Source organism: Smaragdicoccus niigatensis DSM 44881 = NBRC 103563 (genome assembly GCF_000380645.1).
Lineage (GTDB): Bacteria > Actinomycetota > Actinomycetes > Mycobacteriales > Mycobacteriaceae > Smaragdicoccus > Smaragdicoccus niigatensis.
Window position 1 is genome coordinate 71,212 of the sequence record NZ_AQXZ01000012.1, and the last position, 14,706, is coordinate 85,917.

Here is a 14,706-nt window from a genome sequence, read left to right on the forward strand (position 1 = left end):
CGGATGATCCAGTCCTTTTTCACGACTCGGAACGGTGGCGTCTCGGCGCCACCGTTCGCGTCGTTTAACCTGGGCGATCACGTCGGCGACGCATTGCCGGATGTACTCGCCAACCGGAAGCTTCTCGCTGAACAGGTCGGCCTGCCCGCGATTTCCTTTGCCTGGATGCGGCAGACCCATGGCCGCAACGTTGCGGTCGTCTCGGCGGGAACCGCCGAACCGATCCCGGACACCGACGGACTCGTCACTGCCACGCCGGGAGTTGTCCTTGTGGTCCTCGTCGCCGACTGTGTTCCGATCCTGATGTCCGACGCGCAGGCCGGTGTCATCGCGGCCGTGCATGCGGGTCGCGAGGGGGCTCGGCAGGGGATCGCCGCCAAAGCGATCGACGAGATGGTCGCGCTCGGTGCCGATCCATCGAGTATCGACGTTCAGCTCGGTCCGGCGGCGTGTGGCAAGCACTATGAAGTTCCGCTGGAAATGCAGCAAGACGTTGACCGAGCTCTCCCTGGCTCGGCGGTGGAAACCGTGTGGCACACCGCCGGAATCGACGTCCGACTCGGACTTGATCGCCAGTTGCGCGATCTCGGCGTGACGAGCATCCAGCACGACTCCCGATGCACCATTGAGGATGAGGCGTTGTTCAGCCATCGTCGCGGTGCGCCGACTGGGCGTATCGCCGGTGTCATCTGGATTGGATAAATCAATGTCGAGAGTCAACGAACTGTCGGCGAACCTGACCGAAGTCCGGGAACGGCTGTCTGCCGCGTGTTCGGCGGCTGACCGCAAACCCGCCGAAGTCACTCTTCTCGCGGTGACGAAGTTTTGGCCGGCGTCGGATGTGCTCGCTCTGCACTCGCTGGGCCTGAACGAATTCGGGGAGGCGCGCGAACCCGAGGCATCGCGAAAGGTCGCGACGGTGGAGGCCGCAGTCGGCGGCGATCTGGTGTGGCACATGATCGGCCGACTGCAGACGAACAAAGCGAAGTCGATCGCAAAGTGGGCTCGAGTCGTTCATTCGGTCGATTCGCAGCGTCACATTGCTGCATTGCAAGGTGGTCGTGAGGCGGCGAGCGTCCGTGATCCGATCGATGTTCTTCTTCAGCTCAGTCTGGACGGTGATCCGTCTCGTGGCGGTGTCGTCGCTGCCGATCTTCCGCATCTTGCCGATGCGGTCGAGGCCAGTTCCCACCTGCGACTTGCGGGTTTGATGGCGGTTCCGCCGGTGGAGGCGCAACCGGAACGTGCCTTCGCCGAGATAGCCCGGGTATATGCCGAATTTCGTGCGCGTTACCCCGCTGTGAATGTGCTGTCGGCCGGAATGAGTGCGGACTTGGAGATTGCTGTCAATTACGGATCGACGTGCGTGCGTGTCGGTACCGCGTTGCTAGGGCCCCGCCCATTAATCTCGAATCAGCCGCAGAGCACATCAGTAACACAGGCAACAAACCCTGCGTGACCAGCAGATTTAACGCAGTGCCGAGGAAGGTCGATCAATGAGCATCATGCACAAGGCCAAGCAGTACTTCGGCCTTACGGAGCTTGACGGGTACGAGGACGACTACATCGAAGAGCCGGCTCGCCCCCGCGCTCGGGTGGCTCGCGACCCGTACGCCGAAGTGGACCACTACGCCGACGACTACCGTCGTGACGCCTATGACGACGGATACGAGCTCCGTCGTCGCCCGGAGCCGGCCATGGCTCGTGCCGCAGCCCCGGCACCCCGCACCAACGGCGCACTCGCGATGGACTCTGCACCGCAGTCGCGCCGCGCACCGATGTTCGACGAGGGCGGCCCCATGTCGAAGATCACGACCCTGTGCCCGCGTGACTACAGCGAGGCCCGCACGATCGGTGAGCGCTTCCGCGAGGGCAACCCGGTCATCATGGACCTCGTCGAGATGACCAACGCGGACGCCAAGCGTCTCGTCGACTTCGCGGCCGGCCTGGCGTTCGCTCTGCACGGCTCGTTCGACAAGGTCGCCGCCAAGGTGTTCCTACTGTCGCCGGCCAACGTCGACGTCTCGGCTGAAGAACGTCGCCGCATCGTTGCCCAGAAGGGCTTCTACAGCCAGAACTGAGTGCTCGCTCAAATCGACCTTCAGAGCGTGTCTGACAATTCCTGGCCGTCACGCTCAGACGACACCGGCGCAAATATGCGCCGGTGTCGTTGTTTGTTCAACGCATGATCGTCGGGCAAAGTGGACGATGTGTCGGCATTCTGGGCAATCGTCTATCTCATACTTCGTTTGTTCGGCCTGTTGCTGATTGCTCGGGTGGTCATCGAATTCATCCGTTCCTTCGCGCGTGACTGGCACCCGTCGGGTTTCATCGTCGTCATTCTCGAGGCGATTTTCACGATCACCGACCCGCCGGTCCGGCTTCTGCGTAGGCTCATTCCGCCGATACCGCTCGGAGGTATCCGGCTGGACGTGTCGATCATGATCTTGCTGCTGGTGGTTCTCCTCCTCACGGAGGTAGCGGCGGGCCTGGCATCGACTGTGTAGCGGTTCGGCGAATCGGCCCCGCCAGCTGGCGCGACGGGGTTAGTGTCTGCCCGACTTTGCTTCCAGAGGTATGAGGTGATCGCACGATGGCTTTGACCCCTGCGGACGTTCATAACGTCGCGTTCAACAAGCCGCCGCTGGGACGGCGTGGTTACAACGAGGACGAGGTCGATGCATTTCTCGACCGCGTCGAATCTGCACTTTCCGAACTGACCGCCGAGCGCGACGCGCTGCAGGCGAAGCTCGCGGCCGGCGGCGGCGCGGCGACAGCCGCAGCTCCGGTCGCTGCCGCGCCGGTGGTCCCGGCGGTCATCGCCCGGGGCGCTGCGTCCGACGACTCCGCCGTGAAGGCTGCGCTCGCGGAACGGGATGCGCTGGCCAAGGAGCGGGACTCGCTGGTCGGGGAGCGGAACTCGCTGGTCTCCGAGCGGGACGCCCTCACCAAGGAGCGCGACTCGCTCAAGAGCGAACTCGCCCGCGTGACCGCCGAGCTCGAGAAGGTGAAGTCGGCATCCGGTAGCCACCAGGGACAGAACGACTCGCTCCAGCGCGAGCGCGATTCCCTCGCCGCCGAGCGCGACATCATCGCCGCCAAGCTCAAGCAGACCGAGGCATCGCTGGCGGCCGCACACGAGAAGGCGGCTGCGCCCGCTGACCCTACGGCTCCCGCAACGCGCCTCATGGCGATGGCGCAGGAAGTCGCGGACCGGGTTCAGTCCGACGCGAAGGCAGAGGCGGACAAGGTCGTCGGTAACGCGACCAGGGAAGCCGACATGCTGCTGAGCAAGGCCCGCGAGCAGGCTGCGGCGACGGAGGCGGAATCCAAGCGTCAGCGCGGCGACCTCGAAGGAAAGATCGAGCAGCTCAAGGTCTTCGAGCGCACGTACCGGACGCAGCTGCGTTCGTACTTGCAGACGCAGCTTGCCGAACTCGACACCGACAAGCAGCTCGCCAAGAAGAACTGACATTCGTCTCCATTCGGCGCTGCGCGGCCTGCCCGCGCGGCGCCGAATGCGGTTTTCAGTCCGCCTGGGTGAGTGGGTAGACTCGTTTGTCACAGGCACCGATCCGGCCATCACCGGGGAGCCTTCGGAAGAAAAGTTCGCGAGAACCCACTAGAACCGAACGGGTGAGCCCGTCATAGCTCGAATTAAGCGGCTGGAACTCTTCCAGCAAGCGGGGTGGTACCGCGGCTGCGCGCGAGGCGTGCTGTCGTCCCCGTGCCGAATGGTTTGCGACCTGGCACGAGGAGCACGTGGTGACCGAGAGTTACCCCCGCGTCGAATACACCGGCAATGACTTCCCTGCGCTCGAGGAACAAGTTCTCGCGCAGTGGGCGGCTGACGACACGTTCCGGGAGAGCATCGCCGCTCGGGAAGGAAGCGAAGAGTTCGTCTTCTACGACGGCCCGCCCTTCGCGAACGGTCTGCCGCACTACGGCCACCTTCTGACCGGGTACGTCAAGGACCTCGTTCCGCGCTACCAGACGATGCGCGGTTACAAGGTCGACCGTCGCTTCGGGTGGGACACGCACGGACTGCCGGCCGAGCTCGAGGCGGAGAAGCAGCTCGGCATCAAGACCGGCGACATCTCCGGCATGGGTATCGCGAAGTTCAACGAGTTCTGCAAGCAGTCCGTGCTCCGGTACACCGACGACTGGCGCGAATACGTGACGCGTCAGGCGCGCTGGGTCGACTTCGACAACGACTACAAGACTCTCGACATCGACTACATGGAGTCGGTGATGTGGGTCTTCAAGACCCTGTACGACAAGGGCCTGATCTACCAGGGCTTCCGCGTGCTGCCGTACTCCTGGTACGAGCAGACTCCGCTGTCGAATCAAGAGTCGAAGCTCGACGATGCGTACAAGATGCGCCAGGACCCGGCCGTCACCGTGAAGATGCCGCTGACCAGCGGAAAGTTCGCCGGTTCGAACGCCATCATCTGGACGACGACCCCATGGACGCTGCCGTCGAACCTCGCGATCGCAGTTAACCCGGACGTCGACTACGTCCTCGTCGAAGGTAAGGACGGGGAGAAGTACGTTCTCGCCGCCGAGCGCGTCGGCCACTATGCCCGTGAGCTCGGCGAAGTGCCTGAGGTTCTCGCGACCGTCAAGGGTGCCGAGTTGATCGGTGCGACGTACACGCCGCCGTTCGACTACTTCGTCGCCGAGCGCCCGAACGCGTTTGTCGTCCTTCCGGCCGATTACGTCACGACCGACTCCGGTACCGGAATCGTCCACCAGGCTCCGGCCTTCGGTGAGGACGACATGGACACCTGCACGAAGGCCGGAATCGAGCTCGTGCAGCCGCTCGATGCGGGCGGCAAGTTCACGTCGCTGGTCCCGGATTACGAGGGCCAGGTCGTTTTCGACGCGAACCCGAACATCATCAAGGACCTCAAGGCAGCGGGAAAGATCCTGCGCCAGGAAACGATCGACCACAGCTATCCGCACTCGTGGCGTTCGGGACAGCCGCTGATCTACATGGCGGTGCCGTCATGGTTCGTCGCCGTCACGACGTTCCGCGACCGCATGGTCGAGCTGAATCAGCAGATCACGTGGGTGCCTGAGCACATCCGCGACGGTCAGTTCGGCAAGTGGCTCGAAGGCGCCCGCGACTGGAACATCTCGCGAAACCGCTACTGGGGTGCGCCGATCCCGGTGTGGATCAGCGACGACCCGGCCTACCCGCGCGTCGACGTCTACGGTTCGCTCGACGAACTCGAGCGCGACTTTGGCGTGCGGCCGACCGACCTGCACCGCCCGATGATCGACGAGCTCGTACGTCCAAACCCGGACGACCCGACCGGCAAGTCGATGATGCGCCGGACCCCGGAGGTTCTCGACTGCTGGTTCGAGTCGGGCTCGATGCCGTTCGCTCAGGTGCACTACCCGTTCGAGAACCAGGACTGGTTCGACACCCACTTCCCGGGCGACTTCATCGTCGAGTACAACGGCCAGACGCGCGGCTGGTTCTACAACCTTCACGTGCTGTCGACGGCGTTGTTCGACGCGCCTGCTTTCAAGTCGGTGGTCGCGCACGGCATCGTGCTCGGCAGCGACGGCCAGAAGATGTCGAAGTCGAAGGGCAACTACCCGAACGTCAATGAGGTCTTCGACCGTGACGGCTCGGATGCGATGCGCTGGTTCCTCATGGCATCGCCGATCCTGCGCGGTGGCAACCTCGTTGTCACCGAGCGCGGCATCCGAGAGGGTGCGGCGCAGGCGCTTCGCCCGCTGTGGAACGCCTGGACCTTCCTGCAGCTTTATGCACCGAAGGTGGGCACATGGCGGACGGATTCGCAGCACGTCCTCGACCGCTACATCCTCGCGAAGGTCGCTGACCTGCGCGAAGAGATGACGTCGGCATTGGACGTCTACGACATCGCGGGCGCGTGTGAGTCGCTGCGCCTGTTCGCGGATGCACTCACCAACTGGTACGTGCGACGCTCGCGTCAGCGGTTCTGGGACGAGGACCAGGACGCGATCGACACGCTGCACACGGTTCTCGAGATCACGACGCGTCTCGCGGCACCACTACTGCCGCTCGTCACCGAGGTCATCTGGCGCGGTCTGACGGGCGGACGTTCGGTGCATCTCACCGACTGGCCGGACGCGCTGGTCCAGGACGCAGAACTCGTTGCGGCCATGGACGAGGTTCGCGAGGTGTGCTCGACCGTGCTGTCGTTGCGCAAGGCCCAGAAGCTGCGTGTTCGACTTCCGCTGTCGGAGGTCACCGTGGCGGCTGGCGATGCGGAGCGCCTGCGGCCGTACGTCGACATCATCGCCGACGAAGTCAACGTCAAGCGCGTCGATCTCACCACCGATGTCGATGCCCACGGCCGCTTCGAGCTCGTGGTCAACGCGAAGGCTGCCGGTCCGCGGATCGGTCGCGAGGTTCAGAACGTCATCAAGGCCGTCAAGGCGGGCGAGTGGACTGAGGTCGACGGTGTCGTCACCGCGGCTGGCATCGAGCTGCTGCCGGACGAGTACACCCAGCGCCTGGTCGCCGCCGAACCGGATTCGACGGCTGCGCTGCCGGAGAACCGCGGCCTGGTCGTGCTGAACTCGCACGTCACCGAGGAACTCGAAGCCGAGGGCTGGGCGCGAGACCTCATCCGCGAGCTTCAGGAGGCGCGGAAGAACGCAGGCCTCAACGTCTCGGACCGCATCGACCTCCTGGTTGCCGTGCCGACCGACTGCCTCGTCTGGGCTGAGCGCCACCGCGACCTCATCGCCGGCGAAGTCCTCGCGACGACACTGGAATTCGGCACGGGTGACGGCGATGGCGCCGAGCTCGCGGGTGGCTCACGCGCGTGGATCTCGGTCGCGCGTTAGGACGAAACGATTCGGTGCTCCCAGGACAAGATCATCGACATGTATCGATGACGGCGCCGTGAGAGCACCGAATCGTTTGGCTAACCGGGATCGCGCTCGGTGATGCAGTAGCGACGGCCGGTGGGATCGTGCAGCACGGTCCACCGGTCGTTCACTTTTTCGACCGAGGCGCCCAATGCGACGTGACGCGCGGTCTCCGCCGAGCGGTGGTTCGTCGCGAAGTCGATGTGCGCGCCGGCCGGTCCGTCGTTGAGACGTTGCAGCAGAAAGCGAATGCGCTGGTTCGGGGGTCGCTCGAGGTTCCGGAACTCGGCGAACCAGCGCGACTGTCCCAGCGGTCGGCCCGTGACCGCGGCCCAGAATTCGCATTCGGCGTCGAACGAGTCGGGCGGAATGTCCAGCGATATCTGGTCTGCGATCGAGGAGTGCCCGCCCGGCCACACGGTCGGCATTGCCACGCCGCTGACGGGATGGTCGACGAAGCAGAAGACGATGCCGGCCGGCGATTGCAACACCGACCAACCGTCATTGCGGGCGAGTTCAGTGGCACCGAGCGAGATGGCCCGGTCGGCGGCAGCCAGCACATCTCCAACGTGAAAGTCGACGTGAATGCGGTTGTGGCCGTCGCTGAGCCGCTGCACCTTGAGATAAACCCCGCCAGCGGGTGGCAGCAGGCTCGCGAATTCGCCGTCGCGTCCCCGGCTCCGCGAGACCGGGTATCCGGTCGCGGCGCTCCAGAATGCGGTTCCCACCGCATGATCAGCAGGCGCGAAATCGAGAAACGCCGTCGTCCAGTAGGGCTCCACAGGCCCTAGGCTACGTTCACTCAGTGCGCGTCGGTCAGCCGCACGAAATGTGCGATCCCGAAGCGTTCGAAACTGCGCGCATGACGGGGATCTAGCAGGGCCAGCGCCGTTGCCGCATCGATGACCTCCGGCTTGGCGACGTCGTATGTCACGCCGTGCGACCGGATCGTGGCGAACTCGGCAGCTTGCACGTTGCGCAGCCAATCCACGTGCGTGCCGTAGGGCAGTGGAATGAGGAAGCCGCTGTCGACCCGATCTGCGACAACCGGGGTGCGGTATACCTTTCCGGATCGTCGGCCGACGTGGGAGATCACCGACGCGTACCAGTACTTGCGTCCGGCGAGCGGCATCATGATCGGGTTTGTCACGTACTTGTTGAAGGTCCGAACAGCATTCCGGACGGGCGATGCAGTCTGAGTCATGTCGCGATCGTCGGCCGGCGCGGTATCCGATCGATAGGGCCGTTAGGCCCCGATTGATCTATAGCAGCCAGGTCCAACGGCACTGCGTGGACGCGAGGCCTGGCTAGGCTACGTTCGGACTGTGCCGCGCTGGGTTTTTCACCTCGACATGGATGCGTTCTTCGCATCGGTCGAGCAGTTGACCCGGCCGACGCTCCGGGGTCGGCCGGTCCTGGTGGGCGGTACTGGTGGTCGCGGAGTCGTCGCGGGTGCGAGCTACGAGGCTCGGGTGTTCGGCGCCCGATCGGCGATGCCGATGCATCAGGCCCGCCGGATGATCGGAGTTACCGCGGTGGTTCTGCCGCCGCGGATCGGGCTGTACTCGGTGGTCAGCCGTCAGGTGTTCGACGTTGTGCGGCAACGAATGCCGGTCCTCGAGATGCTGTCGTTCGACGAGGCGTTCGGGGAGCCGCCGCAGTTGACGAGTGCCTCCGCCGAGGAAGCGGCCCAGTTCGCACTCGACCTTCGCCAGGCCGTCCTCGACGAGTGCGAACTGTCGTGTTCGGTCGGAGTCGGGCCGGGAAAACAGGTCGCGAAAATCGCGTCCGGGCTGGCGAAGCCGGGCGGGGTGAAGGTGGTGACCGCCGCCGAACAGGAGGCCTTTCTCGCGGAGCTCCCCGTGCGCAAGTTGTGGGGGATCGGGCCGGTTGCCGAGGGTCGACTGCGCACTGCCGGCATCGAGTCCGTCGGAGCGCTCGCCAGGCTGACCGAGCAGGAAGCCGCGTCGCTGCTGGGCGGAACGAGCGGCTTGGCGTTGCATCGTCTGGCGCGCGGAATCGACGACCGACCGGTCGAGGAGCGGGGCGAGGCGAAGCAGATCAGCGTCGAGACGACCTTCGCCGCAGATATCATCACGCTCGCTGAATTGCGGGTTGCCGTGCGATCGCTGGCAGCGTCGGCACATGCGCGATTGCGCCGCGACGGACGGGCGGCGCGAACCGTCGTCGTCAAACTGCGGAAGTCGGATATGAGTGTTCTCACTCGATCGGCCACATTTCCGGCTCCGACGGCCGATCTCGACGACCTCACGACCGCCGCTCTCCGACTTGTTCTCGACCCGATGACAATCGGGCCGGTGCGGCTCGCCGGCGTCGGATTCGGGGGATTGGCGACGTCCGATCAGAGCGCGTTGTTTTCTCTGGATTCCGGTGAAACCCATTCGGAGACAGAAGAATCCGGGCCCGCGGTCGAACCTGTCGAAAAGCCTCCGGCGGCGTGGCGCCCGGGCGATGACGTTCTCCATCCGGAATTCGGCCATGGCTGGGTGCAAGGCGGTGGCCACGGGGTCGTTTCGATCCGGTTCGAGACCCGGTCGACCGGGCCTGGTGCGATGCGAACGTTTGCCGTCAACGATGCCGCATTGTCACCTGCCGATCCCCTGGACAGCCTGAACTGACAGGTAGGGTGGGAAGCCGTTAGCGGTGCCAGCGTTGAATTGGCAACCGCTGGAGTTAGACCCGAAGAGTAGATAGAAAAGGACTCTGGCGTGAAGTTTCGCAAGACTGGTGCTGCCATCGTGGCCGCCGCTGCTTTGTCGTTGTCGCTCGGATTGACCGGTTGTTCGTCTTCCGGTGGTGGCTCCACTGCCAAGACCTCTGTCGAGAAGTCTTCGGTTGCGCCGCCGACCGCCGCGGAGCTGAACACGGCCCTCAAGAACGCCCTCGGCGGTACCGGTGACGACGCCGAGAGCACCGCCTGGATCGAGGGTGCCGAGGACGACCCGAACCTCATCCCGAGCCTGGTGAAGTCGCAGAAGGACTCCGGCGCCACCATCAAGCTGTCGAAGGTCGACGCGACGGGCGTCGTGGACGGCAACCCGACCGCGAGCGCCAGCGGTGAGTGGACGGTCAATGGACAGACCAACCCGCTGACGGTGCCGCTTGTCTACATCAACAAGCACTGGAAGGTCAGCAAGGAATGGACCTGCAACATGCTGCAGGCCAGCAACCAGTCATCCAAGATCTGCCCGGCTGCCTGATAAAGCCACGCTTAGCGCCCGCACTCTTCCGGAGTGCGGGCGCTTTGCTGTCACTTGATGTCGCGGATTTTCGTCGCCTGCTTGTCGACGAGATCAGTCAGAACCTGCGGCGCGATCGGGCTGGTACCCGTGGCGGCGAACTGGACGATCGTCGTGCCGACGACCATGACGACGACGTCACTGGTGAGAGTGACGCCCTCACTCTCGGTCTGCAGGCGAATCGAGACCGAGGAGTCTCCGCTCTTCGGGCGGTCGAGACGGGCGAGGGTGAAGCTGATCTTGACGCCGTCGCCGTCCTTGTCGGAGTACTCGGTGCACTTGGCGAACACGTCCTGGACGTGTGCGAAGGCGTCGGCCACCGTCGATGGCGAGTAGCTCGCTGCGTCGATGTCGATGCTGCTGAAGTCCGTGCCCTGGAATCGGCCGAGGGCTCGACCGGTGGCACCCGGGGACACGTCCGCGATCGGTTCGAGCACGGCAGCGCATTCCGGCGGGTCCGTGTTCGTGCTGGCCTTGGTCGGCGAGGGTTGGGCGGCGCTGGGGCCGATCGAGGGGTCGGCCAGTGCGCCGAAGCCGACCGGAAGCTCGGACTCGGTGAGCAATGCGGACATCAGCTTTGCAGAGTCGGGAACGCCGGCGTTGGCGGCCGGGGGCGACATGGTGATCGAAGGGCCGAGATCCGGCAGGTCTTTGTTGTCGCTCGAGCAGCCGGCGACGAGCAGCGCCGCGGCGAGAACGGCCGGAGCGTATTTCACTGGCGATCCCATCCGACGCGCGTCGTCGAGGTCTGGCGCAGAGAGTTCGTGCCGTTCGGATCGACGTAGCTCTCTTCGCCGGTGAGCGTCAGATGAGCCTCGACCGGCACGGGTTGCGATAGATCGAGGATCACGCGGCCGCCGCCGGTCATGGAGTACTTGTCGATCTTGAGAGTGCCCTGACCGTCCGGAAGATTCCAGACCGACGACCGAGGCTCCTGAACGACATGAATATCGAGCGTCAACTGGTCACCTGCGCGTTCGACGAGCGTCACCTCGGTGATCTGCTGGACCGGCATCGTCCCGAGGACGTCCCGACGGACTCGCCACATGGCGCCGACTCCGACCGCTTCGCCGGGAAGGCTCATCGAATACTGCACCGCGAGCAGGAAGCTCTGCTCGATCGCGGCACGGGCGTTGTCATCCGCGGCGTCGACGGGGCGGAGCCACAGAGCGGTCAGGCTTCCGTTGGCGCCGAACTTCCAGCCCGCACGCCCGCCAGCGGCCGTTTCGAGCGACTTGTTGAGTGGCGCCTCGGGGCACGTGGCCTGGCCGAGAGTCAGTTCGATGTCGTTCGTCGACGCGGTCGCGGTGACCGGGATCGTCATTTCCGGGTTCGGAACATCTTGTGGCGCTTGCGAATTCATTCGCTGCTCGACCGTGTACCCGGTGCGGAGCGTCGCCTGTTGGGTCTTGTCGGCATCCGGGTGGAAGGTGAGGACGTCACGTGGTGCGGCGCCGGGATCGACGAGTTCGACGACGGAGGTGGGCAACGGAACCGTTACGGCCGAGCTGACCAACGGGCCGTTTGTCTGGGCCTCGGACCCATTGCCACAACCCGTGATCAGGACGGCCATCGTTGCGGTCACCGCAACCCACTGCGCTCGAATCACGGTCCAAGGTTACTCACCCGAATTATGTGTCTAGCTGATAAGGGGTTAAGTGACAGCGATGAGTAAACGTCCAGTCTAGTACGGGCGTACAAGTTTGCTGCGTCGGCTTGAGGTACTTGTCTGCGAACTAGGTTAAGTAGTACTGACGTACTAGCGCGACGTTGTTGTGCCCGGCATCAAGGTCAACATTGACGCCATTCGTCGAAGCACGCATCGATGAACCACACCTAGGGGTGGTGAATCCCCACCCTCAACGTTCCACCGGTCGTTGTGTGTTGCCGGATCATGAAAGTCCCAACAAGGGAAGGACTTTCGCATGGCCGTTACCGAGGCTTTCGCATGCGAGGAAGTCGCCGACGGAACCCGTTGGGCACCATGGACGCTCCTCGGCTTCCGATTCGGCGTCTGCTACTTCGGCACGTTCGGTGTGCTGTGCGTACTAGGTCTGATTCCAATCATGTTGCGCGGCATCGGAATTCCCATCTCGGCGACCGTGATGTCAGCGGTGCTCGACTACGTTCGGATGCCCGTCTCCTGGATCGGTTCGAACGCTCTCGGGTTGGACGTGACGAGTACGCAGATCGGCAGTGACAGCGCGTTTCAGTGGAGTGTGCTGTTCTGTCTGGCTGCGCTCAGTGGCTTGGCGACGGTCGTGTGGTCGATTGCCGACGTCCGGACGTCGTACACACGGTTGTACGTGTGGACGCGATTGTTCCTGCGCTTCGTACTCGCCGCCGCGATGTTCTATTTCGGGATGGCGAAGCTGCTCCCCACGCAGATGCCGGTCGTGCTGAATCGCCTGATCGAACCGTTCGGCGACTTCAGCCCCACCGGCGTGCTGTGGGCGCAAATCAGCGTGTCGCCGACGTACGAAGTGTTGCTCGGTGCTGCCGAAGTTATCGGCGGCCTGCTGCTCCTCGTTCCGCGCACCGCTGCGGCCGGCGCGCTGCTGTGCATGCTCGACATGACCCAGGTGTTCGTCCTCAACATGACCTACGACATCCGACTGAAGTCGGTCTCGTCGCACCTGCTGCTGTTGAGCCTCTTCCTGTTGGCGCCGCACGTCCGACGTCTTACCGCAGTGCTCTTGTCCGACAAAGCGATTCCCGCGAGTGTGCGGCATCCGTTCGGAGTGAGCCGGCGCGCTGTTGCGATCCAGGTGCTGGTTGGCTTGGCGTTGCTCGGCGCGATCAGCGGTCAGCAATGGCAACAATGGAATCGCCCGACGCCAGCCCTCTACGGGATCTGGCAGGTCCACCGCTTTTCCCTCGAGGGCTACCAACGCGAACCGCTACTCACTGACCATTTGCGTTGGCGCCGTGTCGTTGTCGATCGCCCGTTCCACTCGTCCGAGCCCGTCATGGTGACCATCCAACACATGGACGACTCCTTCGAAATCTATGGCGCACGAATCGATCCACGACGCCACATCATCGACCTGACCTACCGAATAGAACTCGGCACATTCGCGCACACACCCACGAAAGTCCGTCTCACCTACTGGTTCCCAGGTCCCAACCGGTTGATCATCGACGGGCGGTTCGCCGAGCACCAAGTGCACACTTCGTTTGACCTCAAAGATGTCAGCTCATTCCCACTCACCGACCGCGGGTTCCACTGGGTACAGGAAGATCCGTACATCCGTTAGCGGTGCGGCCGTACTAGTGGCGCACCTCGGTGTTGTGCCTAACTGATTCGGTAGGCGATCCCCGCCCAGAATCCGGCGGGTCGGTGGCCGACGGCGCGGCGGTCCGAAGGTTGTCGTGGCGACCTCTCGCGACAACTCGCCCGCGGTGATTCGCTAAGCAGTTTAAGATTCTTGCGGTGATGCAACGCCTTCAGCAGACGCTCATGGAGCAAATGCGGATCACGCAGAGTGATGTCCGGTTCCGTAAGACTCTGCTGAACTTCGAGCGAGACGACATCGACGTTCTCATCCTTTGCCTTCCGACGATCGAGACAAATATCGAGTCGATCGTGAACTCGTTCTACGAAGCTCAGATCGCCGTCCCCGAAATCGCCGCAGTCATCGGTGACGCGGACACCCTCAAACACCTTCAACAGGCGCAACGCAGCTACGTCATCGATCTCTTCAGCGGCAACTACGACTTGGACTACGTCAATAGTCGACTTCGAATCGGACTGGTACACAAACGCATCGGTGTGGAACCGCATCTGTACTTGTCCGCCGTCTATCAACTTCAAGACCAACTGATCCGCGCACTGCAGGACGAATTGCCGACTGACGCCGCCCTCCGGGCATCAACCGCGCTGCGAAAACTCGTCTACTTCGACGTCAGTCTGGTCTTCGAAACCTATATCCGTTCGCTGGTGAGCGAGATCGAGGCTGCGCACACCAGGACCGACGGATACGCCCGGGCGCTCGAACAGTCCATCAATGAACGCGATCTGATGCTGCGGCTCGATCCGCTGACCGGAGTCCACAGCAGACGATCGCTGTTCGATGCTCTGACGACGACACTTCGCAGCAGTCAGCGTCGTCGTGAGCCGGTCGCCGTGATGTTCATTGACGTCGACAAGTTCAAGACTCTCAACGATGAGAAGGGACATGCTCACGGGGACTCAGTCTTGCGAACAATCGGCGCAATCCTCCGGTCAGTCGCCAGAACAAATGACTCGGCTTTCCGATACGGCGGTGATGAGTTCTGCTTGATTCTTTCCGATACGACGGCCCGGAGCGCGATCGAGACTGTGGGGGAACGAATTCATGCCTCCCTTTCGAAGCAGCTGCCCGGCGTATCGGTGAGCATCGGCGCAGCCAGCACGGGACCTTACGACTTCGACGATGCCGAAACGATCCTGGAACAGGCAGACAACGCGATGTACAGAAACAAGCACCCGGAAATTGATCGCAGCTTCGACGACGACGGCGGGGTACAGCGCGACCTCGACTGACTCAAGCCCTGGCAGACGAACGAGCGCGCGTCAAGGACCACAGCCGGT

The 14,706-nt window shown here is 63.5% G+C and carries 14 protein-coding genes; 10 read left to right on the plus strand and 4 right to left on the minus strand.

Translation table 11 applies throughout. The features are described from left to right. The first annotated feature begins 3 nt into the window (after positions 1–3). From pgeF to ileS, 6 genes are all read left to right on the plus strand, one after another. A complete protein-coding gene (gene pgeF, locus F600_RS0104600) occupies positions 4–702 on the plus strand; it encodes a peptidoglycan editing factor PgeF (RefSeq protein ID WP_018159415.1) in 699 nt (232 codons plus the stop codon). 4 nt (positions 703–706) lie between these two features. Further along, a complete protein-coding gene (locus tag F600_RS26970) occupies positions 707–1,459 on the plus strand; it encodes a YggS family pyridoxal phosphate-dependent enzyme (protein WP_018159416.1) in 753 nt (250 codons plus the stop codon). A 37-nt stretch (positions 1,460–1,496) separates the two neighbouring features. Beyond that, the gene (locus tag F600_RS0104610; RefSeq protein ID WP_018159417.1) at positions 1,497–2,081 is read left to right on the plus strand and encodes a cell division protein SepF; all 585 of its coding nucleotides are present in this window, start codon (positions 1,497–1,499) and stop codon (positions 2,079–2,081) included. A gap of 120 nt (positions 2,082–2,201) precedes the next feature. Beyond that, positions 2,202–2,507 (plus strand): YggT family protein, encoded by a 306-nt coding sequence (locus F600_RS0104615; RefSeq protein WP_018159418.1) that lies wholly within the window; start codon positions 2,202–2,204, stop codon positions 2,505–2,507. A gap of 86 nt (positions 2,508–2,593) precedes the next feature. Beyond that, a complete protein-coding gene (locus F600_RS0104620) occupies positions 2,594–3,472 on the plus strand; it encodes a DivIVA domain-containing protein (RefSeq protein ID WP_018159419.1) in 879 nt (292 codons plus the stop codon). Positions 3,473–3,762: 290 nt separating this feature from the next. Beyond that, positions 3,763–6,849 (plus strand): isoleucine--tRNA ligase, encoded by a 3,087-nt coding sequence (gene ileS / locus F600_RS0104625; protein ID WP_018159420.1) that lies wholly within the window; start codon positions 3,763–3,765, stop codon positions 6,847–6,849. An 80-nt stretch (positions 6,850–6,929) separates the two neighbouring features. Here the strand turns inward: ileS and F600_RS0104630 are convergent, their stop codons facing one another. Together F600_RS0104630 and F600_RS0104635 are read right to left on the minus strand one after the other, a co-directional pair. After that, positions 6,930–7,655, minus strand: a complete 726-nt coding sequence (locus F600_RS0104630; protein ID WP_018159421.1) for a VOC family protein — start codon at positions 7,653–7,655, stop codon at positions 6,930–6,932. A gap of 20 nt (positions 7,656–7,675) precedes the next feature. After that, entirely contained in the window at positions 7,676–8,077 is a 402-nt protein-coding gene (locus F600_RS0104635) for a nitroreductase/quinone reductase family protein (protein ID WP_018159422.1), read from the minus strand. A 121-nt stretch (positions 8,078–8,198) separates the two neighbouring features. Between F600_RS0104635 and F600_RS0104640 the strand changes: the two genes are divergently transcribed. Together F600_RS0104640 and F600_RS0104645 are read left to right on the plus strand one after the other, a co-directional pair. Beyond that, positions 8,199–9,512 (plus strand): DNA polymerase IV, encoded by a 1,314-nt coding sequence (locus F600_RS0104640; protein WP_081628716.1) that lies wholly within the window; start codon positions 8,199–8,201, stop codon positions 9,510–9,512. 90 nt (positions 9,513–9,602) lie between these two features. Continuing rightward, the gene (locus tag F600_RS0104645; protein ID WP_018159424.1) at positions 9,603–10,094 is read left to right on the plus strand and encodes a WKL family lipoprotein; all 492 of its coding nucleotides are present in this window, start codon (positions 9,603–9,605) and stop codon (positions 10,092–10,094) included. Between the two features lie 50 nt (positions 10,095–10,144). On the opposite strand, the gene F600_RS0104650 is transcribed toward F600_RS0104645, so the two are convergent. Beyond that, positions 10,145–10,849 carry a sensor domain-containing protein gene (locus tag F600_RS0104650; RefSeq protein WP_018159425.1) on the minus strand — a complete coding sequence of 235 codons (705 nt, stop codon included), beginning with the start codon at positions 10,847–10,849 and terminating at the stop codon, positions 10,145–10,147. Continuing rightward, the gene (locus F600_RS0104655; protein ID WP_018159426.1) at positions 10,846–11,742 is read right to left on the minus strand and encodes a hypothetical protein; all 897 of its coding nucleotides are present in this window, start codon (positions 11,740–11,742) and stop codon (positions 10,846–10,848) included. Before F600_RS0104655 ends, F600_RS0104650 begins: the two co-directional genes overlap by 4 nt. A gap of 316 nt (positions 11,743–12,058) precedes the next feature. On the opposite strand from F600_RS0104655, the gene F600_RS0104660 reads away from it, so the two are divergent. Continuing rightward, positions 12,059–13,390, plus strand: a complete 1,332-nt coding sequence (locus F600_RS0104660; RefSeq protein WP_018159427.1) for a hypothetical protein — start codon at positions 12,059–12,061, stop codon at positions 13,388–13,390. Positions 13,391–13,569: 179 nt separating this feature from the next. Beyond that, positions 13,570–14,658: a GGDEF domain-containing protein gene (locus F600_RS0104665; RefSeq protein ID WP_018159428.1), complete on the plus strand. Its 1,089-nt coding sequence runs from the start codon at positions 13,570–13,572 to the stop codon at positions 14,656–14,658. Positions 14,659–14,706 lie beyond the last annotated feature (48 nt).